Source organism: Herbiconiux sp., assembly GCF_023264855.1.
In the GTDB taxonomy this organism is placed as follows: domain Bacteria; phylum Actinomycetota; class Actinomycetes; order Actinomycetales; family Microbacteriaceae; genus Herbiconiux.
Map to the genome: position 1 here is coordinate 1 of NZ_JAHFUW010000017.1, position 14,893 is coordinate 14,893.

At 69.5% G+C, this 14,893-nt stretch carries 15 protein-coding genes, 1 tRNA gene and 1 pseudogene; 13 read left to right on the top strand and 4 right to left on the bottom strand.

The genetic code is table 11. The features are described 5' to 3' along the window. The 4 genes and pseudogenes from Q0D75_RS08870 to Q0D75_RS08885 form a co-directional block, all read left to right on the top strand. Positions 1–110, top strand: a pseudogene (locus Q0D75_RS08870) (nicotinic acid mononucleotide adenylyltransferase); the annotation flags it as partial. Beyond that, positions 107–1,219, top strand: a complete 1,113-nt coding sequence (locus tag Q0D75_RS08875; RefSeq protein WP_291051989.1) for a hypothetical protein — start codon at positions 107–109, stop codon at positions 1,217–1,219. The pseudogene Q0D75_RS08870 and the gene Q0D75_RS08875, both read left to right, overlap by 4 nt. A gap of 50 nt (positions 1,220–1,269) precedes the next feature. After that, positions 1,270–1,641, top strand: a complete 372-nt coding sequence (gene rsfS / locus Q0D75_RS08880; RefSeq protein ID WP_291051992.1) for a ribosome silencing factor — start codon at positions 1,270–1,272, stop codon at positions 1,639–1,641. Positions 1,642–1,732: 91 nt separating this feature from the next. Next, positions 1,733–1,805: transfer RNA gene (locus Q0D75_RS08885), tRNA-Ala, on the top strand. A 78-nt stretch (positions 1,806–1,883) separates the two neighbouring features. On the opposite strand, the gene Q0D75_RS08890 is transcribed toward Q0D75_RS08885, so the two are convergent. Next, positions 1,884–2,486, bottom strand: coding sequence for an XRE family transcriptional regulator (locus tag Q0D75_RS08890; RefSeq protein ID WP_291051995.1), 603 nt, complete (start codon positions 2,484–2,486; stop codon positions 1,884–1,886). A gap of 76 nt (positions 2,487–2,562) precedes the next feature. On the opposite strand from Q0D75_RS08890, the gene Q0D75_RS08895 reads away from it, so the two are divergent. From Q0D75_RS08895 to Q0D75_RS08910, 4 genes are all read left to right on the top strand, one after another. Next, positions 2,563–3,939, top strand: a complete 1,377-nt coding sequence (locus Q0D75_RS08895; RefSeq protein ID WP_291051998.1) for an NtaA/DmoA family FMN-dependent monooxygenase — start codon at positions 2,563–2,565, stop codon at positions 3,937–3,939. 103 nt (positions 3,940–4,042) lie between these two features. Continuing rightward, entirely contained in the window at positions 4,043–4,669 is a 627-nt protein-coding gene (locus Q0D75_RS08900) for a PadR family transcriptional regulator (RefSeq protein ID WP_291052001.1), read from the top strand. Positions 4,670–4,803: 134 nt separating this feature from the next. After that, positions 4,804–4,992, top strand: a complete 189-nt coding sequence (locus tag Q0D75_RS08905; RefSeq protein ID WP_291052004.1) for a hypothetical protein — start codon at positions 4,804–4,806, stop codon at positions 4,990–4,992. Continuing rightward, positions 4,989–8,033, top strand: a complete 3,045-nt coding sequence (locus Q0D75_RS08910; RefSeq protein ID WP_291052006.1) for a helix-turn-helix transcriptional regulator — start codon at positions 4,989–4,991, stop codon at positions 8,031–8,033. Before Q0D75_RS08905 ends, Q0D75_RS08910 begins: the two co-directional genes overlap by 4 nt. 16 nt (positions 8,034–8,049) lie before the next feature. On the opposite strand, the gene Q0D75_RS08915 is transcribed toward Q0D75_RS08910, so the two are convergent. Then, complete coding sequence (locus tag Q0D75_RS08915; protein WP_291052009.1) at positions 8,050–9,027, bottom strand: alpha/beta fold hydrolase; 978 nt, start codon at positions 9,025–9,027, stop codon at positions 8,050–8,052. A 96-nt stretch (positions 9,028–9,123) separates the two neighbouring features. On the opposite strand from Q0D75_RS08915, the gene Q0D75_RS08920 reads away from it, so the two are divergent. Continuing rightward, positions 9,124–9,825, top strand: coding sequence for a Pr6Pr family membrane protein (locus Q0D75_RS08920; RefSeq protein ID WP_291052011.1), 702 nt, complete (start codon positions 9,124–9,126; stop codon positions 9,823–9,825). Here the strand turns inward: Q0D75_RS08920 and Q0D75_RS08925 are convergent. Further along, complete coding sequence (locus Q0D75_RS08925) at positions 9,740–11,182, bottom strand: FAD-dependent oxidoreductase (protein ID WP_291052013.1); 1,443 nt, start codon at positions 11,180–11,182, stop codon at positions 9,740–9,742. The genes Q0D75_RS08920 and Q0D75_RS08925 overlap by 86 nt on opposite strands. A 113-nt stretch (positions 11,183–11,295) precedes the next feature. On the opposite strand from Q0D75_RS08925, the gene Q0D75_RS08930 reads away from it, so the two are divergent. Beyond that, positions 11,296–11,739 carry a pilus assembly protein CpaE gene (locus Q0D75_RS08930; RefSeq protein WP_291052016.1) on the top strand — a complete coding sequence of 148 codons (444 nt, stop codon included), beginning with the start codon at positions 11,296–11,298 and terminating at the stop codon, positions 11,737–11,739. A gap of 9 nt (positions 11,740–11,748) precedes the next feature. Next, positions 11,749–12,579: an aldo/keto reductase gene (locus Q0D75_RS08935; protein ID WP_291052019.1), complete on the top strand. Its 831-nt coding sequence runs from the start codon at positions 11,749–11,751 to the stop codon at positions 12,577–12,579. Here the strand turns inward: Q0D75_RS08935 and Q0D75_RS08940 are convergent, their stop codons facing one another. Next, entirely contained in the window at positions 12,580–13,416 is an 837-nt protein-coding gene (locus tag Q0D75_RS08940; RefSeq protein ID WP_291052021.1) for a DUF1295 domain-containing protein, read from the bottom strand. It abuts the gene before it with no gap. A gap of 100 nt (positions 13,417–13,516) precedes the next feature. Between Q0D75_RS08940 and Q0D75_RS08945 the strand changes: the two genes are divergently transcribed. Then, positions 13,517–14,014, top strand: a complete 498-nt coding sequence (locus Q0D75_RS08945) for an FHA domain-containing protein (RefSeq protein ID WP_291052024.1) — start codon at positions 13,517–13,519, stop codon at positions 14,012–14,014. Between the two features lie 62 nt (positions 14,015–14,076). Next, positions 14,077–14,787: a MerR family transcriptional regulator gene (locus Q0D75_RS08950; protein ID WP_291052178.1), complete on the top strand. Its 711-nt coding sequence runs from the start codon at positions 14,077–14,079 to the stop codon at positions 14,785–14,787. The last annotated feature ends 106 nt before the right edge of the window (positions 14,788–14,893 follow it).

The window sequence follows — 14,893 nt, forward strand, 5'->3', positions numbered from 1 at the left end:
CCACTGACTGTCGCGGCCGGGTCGGCCGGGGTTTTCCGGTGTGGTACTTGGTACCCGACGGTGTCGTTCAGTACATCACCAAGCACCATCTATATCGGAGTGTTGAATGAGTTCGTCCCACGAAGAGCAGTCGCTGACACGGCGCCAACTGCGTGAACTGGAACGGCAGAAGCCGCGCAAGGAGCGCGAAGCCGACGCCAAGGCCGCCGACGAGGCCGAAGCCGCCCGCAAGGCCGAGGCCGAGCGTGAAGCCGCTGCGTCCGGCGATGCACCGGCCGAGACCGCCGGCCCCACCACCACCTCGTCGCGCCGTGCTCTGCGCGAGCAGGGTCCCGCCGTCGTTCCGGCGGCATCGGCCGAGGATGAGGCTCCGGCGACGGACGACACTCCGGCCACTCAGGCGGCGTTCGACGACGAGATCGTCGAAGACACCATCATTCCCGAGGTCGTCTCCGACGACGAGCCGCGCGACGACACCGAGCCCGCCGGTTCCCATCCGATCATCGACGTCGTGCCGGTGTCGCTGCCGGATTCGTCCGGTTCGAGCGAAGCAGCCGACGACGACACCCTCGACCACGCCGAGATCCTCACTCCCACCGACGACACCTCCGATGCGGTCGTCGAAGAGATGGTCATCGACCTCCCCGCCGACGCCGTCGACCCGACGCAGGAGGCGGCGGCCCACGCCGAGGCCGAGGAGCGCAAGGCGGCGAACCCGCCGCTCGCGCCTCTCTTCCAGAGCCCGAGCGAGCGCGCCACGGTCACCAGCGAGAACCTGCCGTCGTCGTTCGACGACCTGATCTCGGTGCGCAACGCGGCGGCGGCGAACTCGATCTCGACCACCAGCGCCCTCGTGCTGCCGACCGTGCCCGGCTCCAACGACGTCGGCACGGCGCTGGACGAGACCGGCGAGGTCATCATCACCGGTTCGATCGATCTGCCGGCGAGTTTCGGTTCACTCGGGGCGCCGGCATCCGGACTCGAATCCGGCGATCTCGACACCCTGCTCGAGCGCTCGGAGGTCGAGCAGACCGGCTCCGACGTCGCGCCCGTCAGCGCGAGCCGGGCGATCAGCACGAACACCTCCTCCACCTCGCTCATCACCCCACCCAAGCGGGCGCGTGCGAACGCACCCGTGGTGCTCGCTGTCACAGCGGGCGTCCTCGCCGTGGGCGTCGTCGGCCTCCTCCTGGCCGTCTTCGTCTTCCGCGTCTTCTAGTTCGGCCGCCTTCGGCGTCCGTGTTCACCACCACAGATCAGAGAGTCTTCGTGACTGCATCCACCAATTCGATCGACCTCGCGCAGCTCGCCGCCGTCGCGGCCGATGCCAAGCAGGCCGAGAACCTCGTCGCTCTCGATGTGTCGGGGCCGCTCCCGCTCGCCGACGTCTTCCTGCTGGCCTCGGGCCGCAACGAGCGCAACGTCGTCGCCATCGCCGAGGAGATCATCGACCGGCTCGGCGAAAGCGGAACCAAGGTCATCCGGCGTGAAGGCATGGCCGAGGGCCGTTGGATCCTGCTCGATTTCGGCGACCTCGTCGTGCACGTCTTCCACGAGGAAGACCGCATGTACTACTCGCTGGAGCGACTCTGGAAGGACTGCCCGGTGGTTCCGTTGTCGGTCGCCGCGACCGACGCCTGATGGTCGTCAGCACCCTCCGGGATGTAGTAACCTAGACAAGTTGTTTCCGCGAGAGCGGAAAACAGCACAGCAGTAAAGCACAACAGAATATGGGCCCGTGGCGCAGCTGGTAGCGCACCTGCATGGCATGCAGGGGGTCAGGGGTTCGAATCCCCTCGGGTCCACGAAAAAAGAGCCGCCCCCTTGGGGCGGCTCTTTTTTCGTCCCCCCTTCGATGAGCCGCCCCCCGTGCGGCTCATCCCTCAGTGACCGTGCGGGCCTGCCGTGACGGTGATGACGCGGTAGCCGGCGGGGTCGACGGCTCGCCAGCCATGGGGGGTTCCTGCCGCTACGGCGAGGGTGTCGCCAGGGTGCAGGCGGTGCACGGTGCCGTCGTCGAGACCGACCTCGAGGATACCGTCGAGCAGGTACAGGAACTCGTCCTCCTCGTGCACGGCGTACTCGGAGAAGACGGCTTCGGTGCCGGTGAACTCCGTGCCGAACAGACCGCGGGGGAGCTGGGCCAGCTGCCACACGGTGCGCTCGCCCGTGCGCTCGCGTGGGTGCTCGCCGACGAGCACCACGTCGACGCGGGCATCCGTGTGCCGGCGGGCCGGCGGCCTCGCGAGCAGCGACCCCGAACGCACCCCGAGGGCCGCGGAGATCTTCGCCATCGACGCGAGGCTGAGGCGGGCGTGGCCGCGCTCGACGAGGCTGAGGAACGGCTGCGACATGCCCGCCAGCGAGGCGAGCTGCACGAGCGTCAGGCCCTGCTCGCGCCGGAGCGACCGGATGCGCGCCCCCATCGCTTCGGCCTCGTCGTCCAGCGGCCCCGTCGAGCGGGAGGTACGCGCTTCGTCGGACATCCGGATCCCTTCGATCGTCACACGGGCGAAACGTGCCGAAACACGCTCGCAAAATATTTATGACATAAATATAGCCATGACCCCTCTCCTCTTCGGCATCTTTCAGTACATCGGGCCCAATGGCACGGTCGGTTCGGCGTGGCAGCATCCGCGCGACGAGTCGGCGAACTTCACGAAGCTCTCGCACTGGACGGCCCTGGCGAAGAAGTTCGAGGACGCCAAGCTCGACTTCCTCCTCCTCGCCGACAGCTACGGCTTCCCCGCCCTGGAAGGAGAGTTGATCGAGGCCTCCGTGCGCGAGGGGCGGGGGATTCCGCACGGCGATCCGATGCCCCTGATCTCGGCGCTGGCGGCGGTCACCGAGCGACTCGGCTTCATCCTCACCACCTCGACGACGGTCGAACCTCCGGCGGCGAACGCCCGCCGGTTCGCCACGCTCGACCACTTCACCGAAGGCCGGATCGGCTGGAACATCGTCACCGGCTCATCCGGCGCCACCGCGGCGGCGCTGATGGGCAAGGAGCTCATCGCGCACGATCTGCGGTACGACATGGCGGAGGACTACGTCGACGTGAACCTCACGCTCTGGGAGGGATCCTGGGAGGACGACGCGCTCGTGCTCGACAAGGAGAGCGCGACCTACGCGGATCCGGAGAAGGTGCACCTCGTGCACCACGAGGGGCCGTACTTCCGCACCGACGGCATCCTCAACCTGCCGCCGTCGCCGCAACGCACGCCGCTGCTGGTGCAGGCCGGGGCGTCGGGGCGCGGCCGGGCCTTCGCCGGGCGCAACGCCGAAGCCGTGTTCGTGGGCGGGGGAGAGCCCGCGACGGTGGCGGCGAACGTGGCCGGCATCCGGGAGAGCGCCGTCGCTGCCGGCCGGCCCGCCGATGCGATCAAGATCCTCGTGGGTGCGCTGTTCATCACGGCGCCGACCAGCGCCGAGGCCTGGGCGAAGCACGAGGAGATGCTCGCGATGTCGACTCCCGAGGGCGCAGCGGCGATCTATGCGGGCAATACCGGTGTCGACCTGCTGGCGCTGGATCCGGATCGGCCGATCGGGCAGACCACCACCGAGATGGGGCAGTCGAACCTCGAGCGTTACCTCGGCAAGGACGGCAAGCCGGCACCGCTGGTGCGCGCGGTGCTGGAGAACTTCCGGCGCACCGGCATCAACGGCAGTGTGTTCGTGGGATCGCCGGAGGAGGTGGTCGATCAGATCCAGGAGTTCGTCGAGGCGACCGGCGTGGACGGGTTCCTGATCCAGCCGCACATGACGCCGGATACCTACGACGACCTGATCGAGCTGATCCTCCCCGTCCTGCGAGAGCGTGGGCTGGCACGGCACGAGTACGAAGGCGACACGCTCCGGGAGCGGATGTTCCCCGGGGGTGGCCCGCATCTGCCCGAGTCGCACCGCGGCTACGACTTCCGGATCGGTCGCCGACAATAAAAGATATATCGGTGACTTGACTTTCATGAATGAGCGATATATCTTTAACACATCGCGAATAATCGCGATACACAAACCTCATTCTTGAAAGGCGGTCTGCGACATGAACAGCATTCATGACACACACCACAACGATTCACCGTCCTGGGGTCGCCGTTCCGGCCGTGCCCCTCACGAGTTCGCCCCGCGGGGCCCGCACGGCCACGGCCAGCGCGGGTTCGGTCCCGGCTTCGGCCCCGGTGGGCCCGGCTTCGGCGGCTTCGGCCCCGGCTTCGGTCCGCGCGGTCCGCAGCGGGCCAGCCGCGGCGACGTGCGCTCGGCCATCCTCTCCCTGCTCTCCGAGGCGCCCTCGAACGGCTACGGCCTGATCAAGGCCATCGCCGAGAAGACGCAGGGGGTCTGGCGTCCGAGCCCCGGCTCGGTCTACCCCACCCTCCAGCAGCTCGTCGACGAAGAGCTCATCGTCGCCACCGGCGACGGCAAGCGCACCGAGTTCGAGCTGACCGACGGCGGCAAGGCCTACGTGGCCGAGCACGCCGAGGAGCTCGACCGGGCCTGGCAGGCCACGGCCGGCACCTCCGCGGCCGACACCGAGTTCCAGGCGAGCCTCGGCAAGCTGATGGGCGTTCTCAAGCAGTTCCGCTTCGCGGCGACCGACGAGCAGCGCGCTCAGGCCACCGAGAAGCTCGACGAGGCGCGGCGCGCGCTGTACCTCATCCTGGCCGACTGACCCGTGGCCGGCCGGGGCCTCCTGAGCCCGGCTCACGGCATCCGGTCGTGAGCTAAGGCATTCGCCCGATGTCCTCCCTCCCTCTTAGAGCGCACTCTCGAACCATCGAGAGACTCCGAGAGAGGGAGGACATCATGCAGGTCACCGAGTATTCGTTCCCGTGGCTGTACCAGGCCGAGCAGGAGCGGTTCGGTCGAGAGCTCGAGCAGCGCCGGGTGGTCGCCGAGCGGCTCGACCAGCAGGTCCCCGCCGACTACGTCCCCACGCGCGTGCGCCGTCTGATCAATCGACTGTCGGCGGCCGGTGGCACGATGGGGGCATGACTACCACCGCCTCGCTGATCGGTCGCGAAAGCGATCTCGAGTCGCTCCGCGACGGCCTGCACAAGGCACGTTCGGGTGCGACGCAGACGGTGGTGCTGAGCGGCGAGGCCGGCATCGGCAAGACCAGGCTGGTGGCCGAGTTCCTCGGTGGTCTGCCCGAAGGCACGCTCGTGCTGCGGGGTCAGTGCATCGACCTGGAGCGCGACGCACCGCCCTACGCCCCCGTGGTCGCCCTGCTGCGCAGCCTCGCCACCGCCATCGGCCTGGATGCCCTGGCCCTCTCGGCAGGGCCGGCGCGCGACTCGCTCGCCGTGCTGCTGCCAGAACTCCGCGGTGACGACCAGGATGCCGACGCCCGAGGCGCCGGGTCTGCTGCCGCCGCCGGCGCGCTGGGCGGCGCGGATCGGCTCTACGATGCCGTGGCCACGGCGCTGGAGGCCGCCGCCCGCGAGCGGCCTTCCGTCGTGGTGATCGAAGACCTGCACTGGGCCGACCAGGCCACCCTCAGCCTGGTGCGCTTCGTGCTGCGGGTGCTGGAACAGGCCCGGGTGCTGTTCGTGCTCACCTATCGCAGCGACGAGCTGGGGCGCGGGCATCCGCTTCGCTCGTGGATCCCGGAGCTGGATCGCAACCGCCGGGTGGTGCGCCGCGAACTCGCCCGGCTGAACCGCCGTCAGGTGCGCGGGCTGGTCACCGCCTTGCGCGACGAGCCGCTCGAACCCGGCGAGTTCGAGATCGTGCTGCAACGCACCGACGGTGTGCCGTTCTTCGTCGAGGAGATAATCGGTTGCGACGTCGTGTCGGTCGAGAGCGTGCCCGACACGCTCCGCGAGATCCTGCTCGCACGGTACGAGACCTTGGGCGATCCGGCCCAGAAGGTGCTGCGGCTGATGGCGGCGGGGGGAGTGCGCGTCGAGCACGAACTGCTGGTGGCGGTGGCCGACACGCCGGCCGACACGCTCGAGAGCGCCGTGCGGGAGGCGGTTCTCGCGCGCCTGCTGATCGCCGACGACACCGGCTACACGTTCCGGCACGCACTCGTCCGCGAGGCGGTGCACGACGAATTGCTGCCGGGGGAGCGCATCCGCTTCCACACCGCGTTCGCACGGGCCCTCGACGAGCACGACGACGCCACCGCCGTGTCGTACCACTGGATGGCCGCCCACGATCTGCGGGCCGCCTTCTCGGCGTCCCTGGTGGCCATGGCTCAGGCACGCCGGTCCTTCGCCAGTGCGACGGCCGCGCGGATGGGCGAGCGCGCCCTCGAACTCTGGGACCAGGTTCCCGACGCCGAGGCGCTGGCCGGTCGCGGTCGTCGCGAGCTGCTGGCGGAAACCGCCTACATCCTGCGGAACGCCGGCGAGAGCGAGCGCGCCGTCGCCCTGATCGACGAGGCGCTCACCTCGACGACGCCGGCGGAGCATCCGGCGCAGTACGCGCGGATGCTGCGCGACAAGGCGTCGTTCCTGGCCAACCTCGGCCAGACCGGCTCGGTGGAACTGCTGCGCTGCGCACTGGTGGTGCTCGAGGGCGAGCCGCGCAGCGTTCTGCGGGCGAACGTGCTCGGCGAACTCGCGGCCCGGCTGATGCTCGACGCCTGTTTCGACGACGCGATCGCCACGGCGGATGCCGCGTTCACCGAGGCCGACGAGGTCGCCTCGACGGCCCGGATGTCGGTGGCGGCCAACATCCGCGGGTTCTCCCGGCTCTCCATCGGCCAGATCGACGACGGTCTCGCCGATCTGGCGCTGGCCGGAAGACTGGCCGAGGGGAATGACTCTGCCCAGCTGCGCTACCTGGTCAATCAATCGGATGCGCTGCATCTGCTGGGCCGGTTCGACGAGGCGGTCGTGATCGCCGACGAGGGGGTCGAATTCGCCCGCCGGCGCGGGGTGGAGCGAACCTCGGGGGTGATGCTGCTGGCGAATGTGATCGCGCCGCTGCTGGCTCTGGGGCGCACCGGCCGAGCTGAGGAGCTGCTCGACCGGGCACTCGAACTCGAGCCACCGATCGGCTTCAGCGCCCACCTGCAGATGATGAAGCTGCAGTCGACCCTGTGGAGCGGAGACCCTGCCACCGCCCAGAAGCTGCTGCGGGCCTGGCGGCCCGGGCTGCTGCTGCAGACCCGCATCGACGCGCAGTCCCGAGCCACCCTGGCCCTGGTCGCGGTCGAGATCGCTCTGGCGCGAGACGATCCGTCGGGAGCGTGGGACGAAGTCGCCGCCGTCATCGACCCCGGTCATCGGGGTTTCGCGGCCTACGACCTGCCTCTGCTCGCAGCGGCGGCGCACGTGCTCGCACGCGCCCAGGCGGCGGGACTCGATCTCGGCAGCCCGCCCGACGAGCTCGAAGCCCGGCTGCGGGCGCTGCTGGCCGACGTCGCCTTCTGGCCCACCGCTCCCGCGTTCGTGGCCGTCTTCGAAGCCGAGCTGGCACGCGCGGGTGTCGCCGGCGCGGGCACGGAGGGTTCCGGGGCCGGCGGCGCCACTCCCTCCGCGGTCCCCGCCGCCACCCCCTCCGCCGCCTCGCCCGGCGCCGATCCCTCGGCCTGGGAAGCGGCGACGGCCGTCGCGAGCGGGCCCGGGGCGCCGGCGCGCCTCGAGCCTTACACCCGCTTGCGCTGGGCCGAAGTCCTGGCCGTCACGGGTGACCGCGCGGCGGCGCAGGCGGCAGCCCTGGCCGCCCGCGAGAAAGCCGAGGCCATCGGCCACGGCTTCATCCTGAACGCGGTCGCCGATCTGGAGCGTCGACTCGGTCTCGTGCGTGCGAGCTCCAAGGGGCCGAGCGAGAGCACGGGGGGCGCGACGGGCGGCACCGGAGCAGGCCCGGTGGTGCGCACCGTGGAACACGACCTGACCGAGCGCGAGCGGCAGGTGCTCGACCTGCTGTCGCAGGGCCTCGGCAACCGGCAGATCGCCGAGCGGTTGTTCATCAGCACCAAGACGGCCAGCGTGCACGTGTCGAACATTCTGCGCAAGACCAACACGGCTACCCGCACCGAGGCGGCCTTCCTCGCGCGGTCGTTCGCCGGGGAGCGCTGAGCGGGCGGCCCGTCCGTCAGTACCGGGGTGCCCCGTGCTGCCGTGGCAGGACCGGGTCGAATGCGTCGAGTACCGCGAACGGCGATTCGACGTGGCCGAAGTGCCCGGCATCCGGCAGCACGGTCACGCGCAGGTCGTGCACGGTGTTCGCCAGCCCGTGGTCGTCCGACGCGGTCACGAAGGCGTCCCGCCTGCCGTGCACCACTCGCACCGGCACCCGGATGTGCCGCCAGCGGAGCGGATCGTACCGTGCGGCCTCGCGAGCGGCCAGAAGGAAGGCCTTCGGGCGCACCTCGTCGGCCAGCGCCCGAACGACGCTCTCATCGACCCGCGAGGGCTCGGCGAACAGCGGAGCCACGATGCGCCTCAGCAGGCGCAGTGCTCCGGCCGCGAGCAGCAGAGCCGACGCCGAGCGCCCGAACGGGGCGAACACCCGCATCACGGTGAGCAGCCCCACGAACGCCGGCACCGTCCGCCGGCCGCGTGCGCGGTCGCGCGACGCCTCGGCCACTGCGAACGTCGTGGGGGAGACCAGCGCCAGCGCCTTCGTCGCATCGGTCTCGACCGCGGCGAGATGCAGACCGATGAAGCCGCCGAGCGAGTGCCCGAGCACGATCCACTGCTGGTAGCCGAGCTCGCGGAGCACCGCGGCGATCATCCGGGCGTAGCCGTCGACCGTGCAGAGCGAGCGATCACCGGGCAGGGGCGATGCGCCCCAGCCGGGGAGGTCGATGAGCACCGGATCCCGAACGGACCCGCCGGCGCTCTCCGAGGCCGCGCGCAGCAACGGCGTCCACGTCGTCCACGATCCTGCGGCGCCGTGCAGCAGCACGACGGCGGTGCGGGTGCCCAGGGCGCGCCGCGCCTCGGCGTACACGGTCACCTCGCCCAGAGCCGTGGCGAGGGTGCGGGCGACCAGCCCGAACCGTGCCGGATCGCCGCTGAGCGGGAACGGCGAATACGCGGACTGCTGCCGTGCCCGTGAATCCGCCATGCCGCGTATTCGGAACGGCCGGCCCAATCGGTGGGCCGGGTGCGCCGCGCACCCGCGTGACGGGCAGCACCGTGCGAAGCGACTACCCTCGAATGGATGACAGCGTCCGGAGCCCGCGTGCGGCGTGCCTGCGCCCTCGTGCGCCTCGCCGTCGCGGTACTGGGGGCCGTGGCGCTGATCTTCGACTTCGACTACGTGCTCGGCTTCAGCACCTTCTCGACGGTGAACTACTTCAGCTACTTCACCTTCCAGTCCAACCTGCTGAACGTGATCGTGCTCGGCGTCTCGGGTGTGCTGCTGCTGCGCGGGCACGTCGTGGGCGGCTTCCTCAGCAGCATCCGCGCCACCTCCACCACCTACGTCGTGGTGTCGGGGATCGTGTTCGGCCTGATCGTGTCGCAGGCCGGCAGCCACCACTACCGGATCGACGTGCCCTGGTCGAGCCAGATCCTGCACTTCTGGATCCCGTCGTACATGCTGCTGGACTGGCTGATCGGGGTCGGCCGGCGCCGGCTGCTCTGGCGGGTGGTGCCGCTGGTGCTGATCTTCCCGGTGATCTGGGGCGTGTTCACCCTCATCCGCGGCTCGATCGTGCGCTGGTACCCGTACTTCTTCCTCGATCCGGCTCAGGTGAGCGGGCCGCTGGAGTTCGTGATGTACTGCGGCATCGCGCTGGGCCTGTTCGCGGGCATCACCGCCGGTCTGGTGGCGCTCAGCCGGCTGAGGCCGTGGGGGTGGCTGTCGCTCGCAGCGACTCGTCGACGAACGGCTCGAGACTCACCAGCGCCGCCTGGATGAAGTCGGCGTCGCTCTGCTTGCCCGCAACGGGCACGTCGTCGGCCGCGGTCAGCCCGATCAGGATCGGCTGGCCGGTTGACGGGAGCAGGTTGATCCACTCCGCGATCTCGGAGGTCTCGTCGATCACCGAGAGCACGGTCGCCTCGGTCGACCAGAACGGCTCGTCGAAGCGCAGCCAGAGCTGTTCGAGCGTGCCCATCCCGATGGCCTCGATCGCCGACTGCACGGCATCGGGCAGCGGGGGATCGAACTCGATCGTGCCGGCCTGCAGCACTCCGATCGGCGCGGTCACGACCACCCGGTCGATCGACAGCGATTCGCCGGTGCCGAGCCGCAGGCTCACCCCCTCGTCGTCGTAGGCGATGCGGATGACCGTGGCCGAGAGCAGCACGTCCAGGTCGTCGATGGCGTTCGTGACGACGGTCGCCAGTCCGCCCACGATCAGGCCGGTGCCGTCCACCAGGCCCGCCTTGTCCAGACCGTAGCTGCCCGAGAGCCGGAAGGCGTTGGCGCCGTACCGGCTGGCGATCGTGGTGTCGAGGTAATGCGTGAGCTCGTCCGAGGGCGAGACGCCGTCGGCGGCCGGTTCGGTGGAGAGCTCCGAGGCTCCGGATGCCGACAGCGCCGACGCGAGCGAGGAGTCGGCGGGCTGGGCCTCGGCCCAGGCCACGGCGGCGGCCACCGCATCCGGACCCGTGGTCGACGGCGGCACGGTCGCGCCCTCGGCGGTGCGGATCTCCCGACTCGCATCGAGCCTCAGCGTGTCGACGTCGTTCTCGAGCAGCAGGTCGTCGAGGCCGTCGCCGGAGACGGATGCGGCCCCGAGCTCCACCGGGAACGGCCAGCCGGCCTCGTCGCGCGTGTCGATGCGGCCGCCGACACGGTCCCGCGCCTCGATCACCACCACGTCGAATCCGGCGTCGGCCAGGGCGCGCGCGGCGGTGGCACCGGCCAGGCCCGCGCCGATCACCGCGATCCGCTCGTCGGGCTCGGCCAGGGCCGCCAGGCGTTCGGCGACCGCGGCACCCGAGGTGGCGGCTCCGATCACCGTGCCCGGGTATTCGCTCGAGGCGGCTTCGCCGGCGAGGAACACACGGCCGGCGACGGTCTCCCGCAGAGTGGCTCGATCGGCGGGGGTGGCTCCCACCGGCGTCATGCTGAACGAGCCGAGCGCGAACGGATCCGTGGCCCAGGCGCTCCGCAGGAAGGCGGCCGGCTGCGGCACGGGGGACACCGGAACCGGTGTCGGCGTCACGGTCGGGGTGGGAACCGGTTTCAGCGGGGTGCAGGCGGCCAGCGCGGCCAGCGACACCGCGGAGACCGCGCCTGCCAGGAAGGTCCGTCGCTCAAGTGCCAATTCTGCGGTGCCGTTTCTCGTGGTGAGTGGGGGATGCCCCGGTACCTCCACGTTAGCCAACGATCCGCTGTTCTGCCCCGGCGAGGCGGCGCCGACGCTGTAATGATGGGCAGATGATCACTCCAGAGCTCGCTCGTGCCCTGCGCACCGCCGGGCTGCGCTGGCATCCGCGCTCCGGTGACGCGTTCCGGATCGAGACCGCCGACGGCTCCGACGACGTGTTCACCGTGAGCGAGATGACGGTGGAGGTGCACGAGTTCCCCACGGGCCGGCAGATCGGTTTCAACGGCACCACGGAGTGGGCCCTCGACTCGGTGGCGATCGCCGACACGCTGTGGCTGCCGCACGAAGCGCAGTTGCGCGAGCTGCTTCGCGACGGGTTCCGCCGCCTGGAGGTGTCGAACGGCCTGTTCGTGGTGGTCGCAGTGGTGCGGGCCGTCGAACGGGCCTACGAGGCCGAGACCGCCGAAGACGCCTACGGCGAGGCGGTGCTCGATCTGATCGTGCAGACGCTCGTGACCGACACGGACGGCGCGGATGTCGGCCCTGCGGAATAGGCTTGAGGAATGACTGAAAACGCAGTTCCCCTCGTCACCCTGAACAACGGTGTGGAGATCCCCCAGCTCGGCTTCGGGGTCTTCAAGGTCGACCCCGACAAGACGAACCGCATCGTGCGCGATGCCCTCGATGTCGGCTACCGCCACCTCGACACCGCGAAGATCTATCACAACGAAGAGGGCGTCGGCCACGCCGTGCACGAGTCGGGCATCGCGCGCGACGAGCTCTTCATCACCACCAAGCTCTGGAACGACGACCAGACGAACGCTCCCGAGGCCTTCCAGAAGAGCCTCGCCCGCCTGCGTCAAGACTACGTCGACCTGTACCTCATCCACTGGCCCACTCCCGAGCGCGACACCTACATCGAGGCCTGGCGCGCCCTGGAGGGCATCCTCGAATCCGGCAAGGCCAAGGCGATCGGCGTCTCGAACTTCACCGTCGACCACCTCGACCGGCTGATCAGCGAGACCGGCATCGTGCCGGCCGTCAACCAGGTCGAGCTGCACGTCGACTTCCAGCAGGCAGAGCTCCGCTCCTACGCCGCCGAGAAGGGCATCGCCATCGAGGCCTGGGGTCCGCTCGGCCAGGGCAAGATCAACGAGTCCGAGGAGCTCGCCTCGATCGCCGCGGCCCACGGCAAGTCCGTGCCGCAGACGATCCTGCGCTGGCACCTCGACGTGGGCAACATCGTCATCCCGAAGAGCAACAATAAGGAGCGGATGGCCGAGAACTTCGACATCCTCGACTTCTCGTTGAGCGCGTCCGAGATCGCGACCATCGCCACCCTCGACCAGGGCGAGCAGGGCCGCAACGGCAGCAACCCGCTCGAGGTGAACTAGCTAGTTCGCAGCAGGCACCGGAACGTCCGCGTTCGTCTTCCTGGGAAACCAGGGGACGAGCGCGGACGTTCTCTTTTTGTAGTCGGCGTATTCGGGGTACCGGGAGGCCGAGATGCTCTCGGTGAACACGGTCGAGCCGATGAACAGGAGGGTCAGCAGGATGGCGCCGGCGGCGGTCCACTGCAGCACGGTGCCCGCGGCCACCGAGCCGATCAGGAAGAACACCCACCACTGGGCCTGCTCGAAGAAGAAGTTCGGGTGCCGCGAGAAGCGGAAGAGCCCGGTCTGCAGGAAGCGCGGTCGCGCTTCGCGACCGGCGGCGGTCTCGGCCTTCTTCCACTGATGGAAGTCCCACTGCTGCTGGTCGGCCACCGTCTCGCCCACCAGGAAGGCCAGGAACAGCGCCAGCAGTGCGATGTCCGCCCATCCGAACGGCGTCGCCCGGTGCTCGTACGCCATGAACGCCGGCATCGCGATCAGGAACAGGATGATGTTCTGGTAGATCGTGATGAAGAACAGGTTGAACACCTGATAGGCGGCCGGCGGCATGCGCTTGCGCAGGATCGCCCAGCGGTAGTCCTCCCCGCCCCGGGCGTAGCCGCCCTTGCGCGAGAAGTTGAAGGTGAGGCGAGCGCCCCACAGCGTCACCACGGTCGCCATCAGGTTCAGCCGGAGGTCGCTGAAACCGGCGGATGCGGCGAAGATCCAGACGTAGACGAGCGGGATGACCGACCAGATGCGGTCGACCCAGGAGTACTCGCGGGTGATCAGCGAGAGCACCCACACCAGCAGGCACACCGCCCCGAGAACCCACAGTGCCGCGAACAAGGGAGCCATGGCAGAAGTGTAGGCGACCGTACGGCGATCATGGGGCGAACTCGCGGGTCGGAGACGGCCTCTCATCGGCTACGCTGGACACAGCAAGGAGGGCTGCAGGATGACGAACGACAATACCGATCGACACGACAGTATCGACCACACGACGAGCATCCCCGTCCCCGCGAACTCCGCTGACACCACGCTCTCGCTCACCGGTGAGTTCGCCGCGCAGCTCGCGGCCCTCGAGGGCGGCGTCTCCGGCGAAGAACTCGAGGCCATCGGCGCGCTGCCGTCCGGCTCGGCGCTGCTGATCGTGCGCCGCGGGCCCAACTCCGGCGCCCGGTTCCTGCTCGACACCACCGTCAGCACGGTCGGCCGTCATCCGAACGCCGACATCTTCCTCGACGACGTCACCGTCTCCCGCCGGCACGCCGAATTCACTCGCCACGGCCACACCTTCGGGGTGAAAGACCTCGGGTCGCTGAACGGCACCTACGTCGAAGGCGTGCGGGTCGACGAAGCGCTGCTCGACGACGGCGCCGAGGTGCAGATCGGCAAGTTCCGCCTCACGTTCTACCCATCACGTATCGACGTGGTGACCTCCGCAGGGCAGTAGTGCCGCCCGCCGCAGAACCTCGCCGTTCGGGGTCTCGATCCTCCGCTGCCTCCGACGAGCCCATCCTCTCCGGTTCCCCGGCCTCCGCGGTCGACTCCACCGCCGGATCCGCTCAGCTGCTCGGGATCGGGCAGGTGCTCTCCAAGCTCACCGCCGACTTCCCCGAACTCACGCCGTCGAAGCTGCGCTTTCTCGAAGAGCGCGGTCTGGTGCATCCGTCCCGCACCCAGTCGGGCTATCGCAAGTTCTCGCAGAACGACCTGAGCCGGCTGCGCCTCATCCTGAGCCTGCAGCGCGACTGCTACCTGCCCCTCGCGGTGATCAAGGACTACCTCGAAGACCTCGATGCCGGGCTGAACCCGCCGATGCCGGGTGCCGGCCTCGCGGGAGGCGCCTCCATTCTGCAGACCGGGCGGCGGATGAGCCGGGACGAGCTCACCAAGGCTGCCGGGGCCACGCCGATGCTGGTGCAGGATGCCTTCTCGGCGTCGGTGCTCACCCCGGCGGAGGCCTATGGCGAAGACTCGCTGGTGGTGCTGAAAGCTCTGGTCGAACTGCAGCGGAGCGGAATCGAGCCGCGGCATCTGCGCGGTTTCCGGCAGGCGACCGAACGCGAACTCGGCCTGATCGAGAGCGCTCTGATGCCGGTGGCGCGCCGCCGGGATCCGTCCAGCCGGGCCAAGGTCGCCGAGATGGCGGTCGAGATCGCGGGGCAGCTCGAGATCGTGCGGTCGAGCCTCATCCGGTCGGCTCTGGGGCGGATCGCACCGTGACGCCTCGGTCGGCTCGATAACGATCCGGTCCGCCACCGCGACACGCCGGGGGCAGAAGCGGGATGTCGTTGCCCCGGGGTCCCGGCATCGCTAGCGTGGTCACAGA

Bases quoted from the DNA above. Each gene is read 5' to 3' on its own strand.
- Q0D75_RS08915 (WP_291052009.1), bottom strand. From the start codon at position 9,027: ATGGCGGATTCACGGGCACGGCAGCAGTCCGCGTATTCGCCGTTCCCG.
- Q0D75_RS08875 (WP_291051989.1), top strand. From the start codon at position 107: ATGAGTTCGTCCCACGAAGAGCAGTCGCTGACACGGCGCCAACTGCGT.
- Q0D75_RS08910 (WP_291052006.1), top strand. From the start codon at position 4,989: ATGACTACCACCGCCTCGCTGATCGGTCGCGAAAGCGATCTCGAGTCG.
- Q0D75_RS08930 (WP_291052016.1), top strand. From the start codon at position 11,296: ATGATCACTCCAGAGCTCGCTCGTGCCCTGCGCACCGCCGGGCTGCGC.
- Q0D75_RS08940 (WP_291052021.1), bottom strand. From the start codon at position 13,416: ATGGCTCCCTTGTTCGCGGCACTGTGGGTTCTCGGGGCGGTGTGCCTG.
- Q0D75_RS08920 (WP_291052011.1), top strand. From the start codon at position 9,124: ATGACAGCGTCCGGAGCCCGCGTGCGGCGTGCCTGCGCCCTCGTGCGC.
- Q0D75_RS08945 (WP_291052024.1), top strand. From the start codon at position 13,517: ATGACGAACGACAATACCGATCGACACGACAGTATCGACCACACGACG.
- Q0D75_RS08895 (WP_291051998.1), top strand. From the start codon at position 2,563: ATGACCCCTCTCCTCTTCGGCATCTTTCAGTACATCGGGCCCAATGGC.
- Q0D75_RS08935 (WP_291052019.1), top strand. From the start codon at position 11,749: ATGACTGAAAACGCAGTTCCCCTCGTCACCCTGAACAACGGTGTGGAG.
- Q0D75_RS08900 (WP_291052001.1), top strand. From the start codon at position 4,043: ATGAACAGCATTCATGACACACACCACAACGATTCACCGTCCTGGGGT.
- Q0D75_RS08890 (WP_291051995.1), bottom strand. From the start codon at position 2,486: ATGTCCGACGAAGCGCGTACCTCCCGCTCGACGGGGCCGCTGGACGAC.
- Q0D75_RS08905 (WP_291052004.1), top strand. From the start codon at position 4,804: ATGCAGGTCACCGAGTATTCGTTCCCGTGGCTGTACCAGGCCGAGCAG.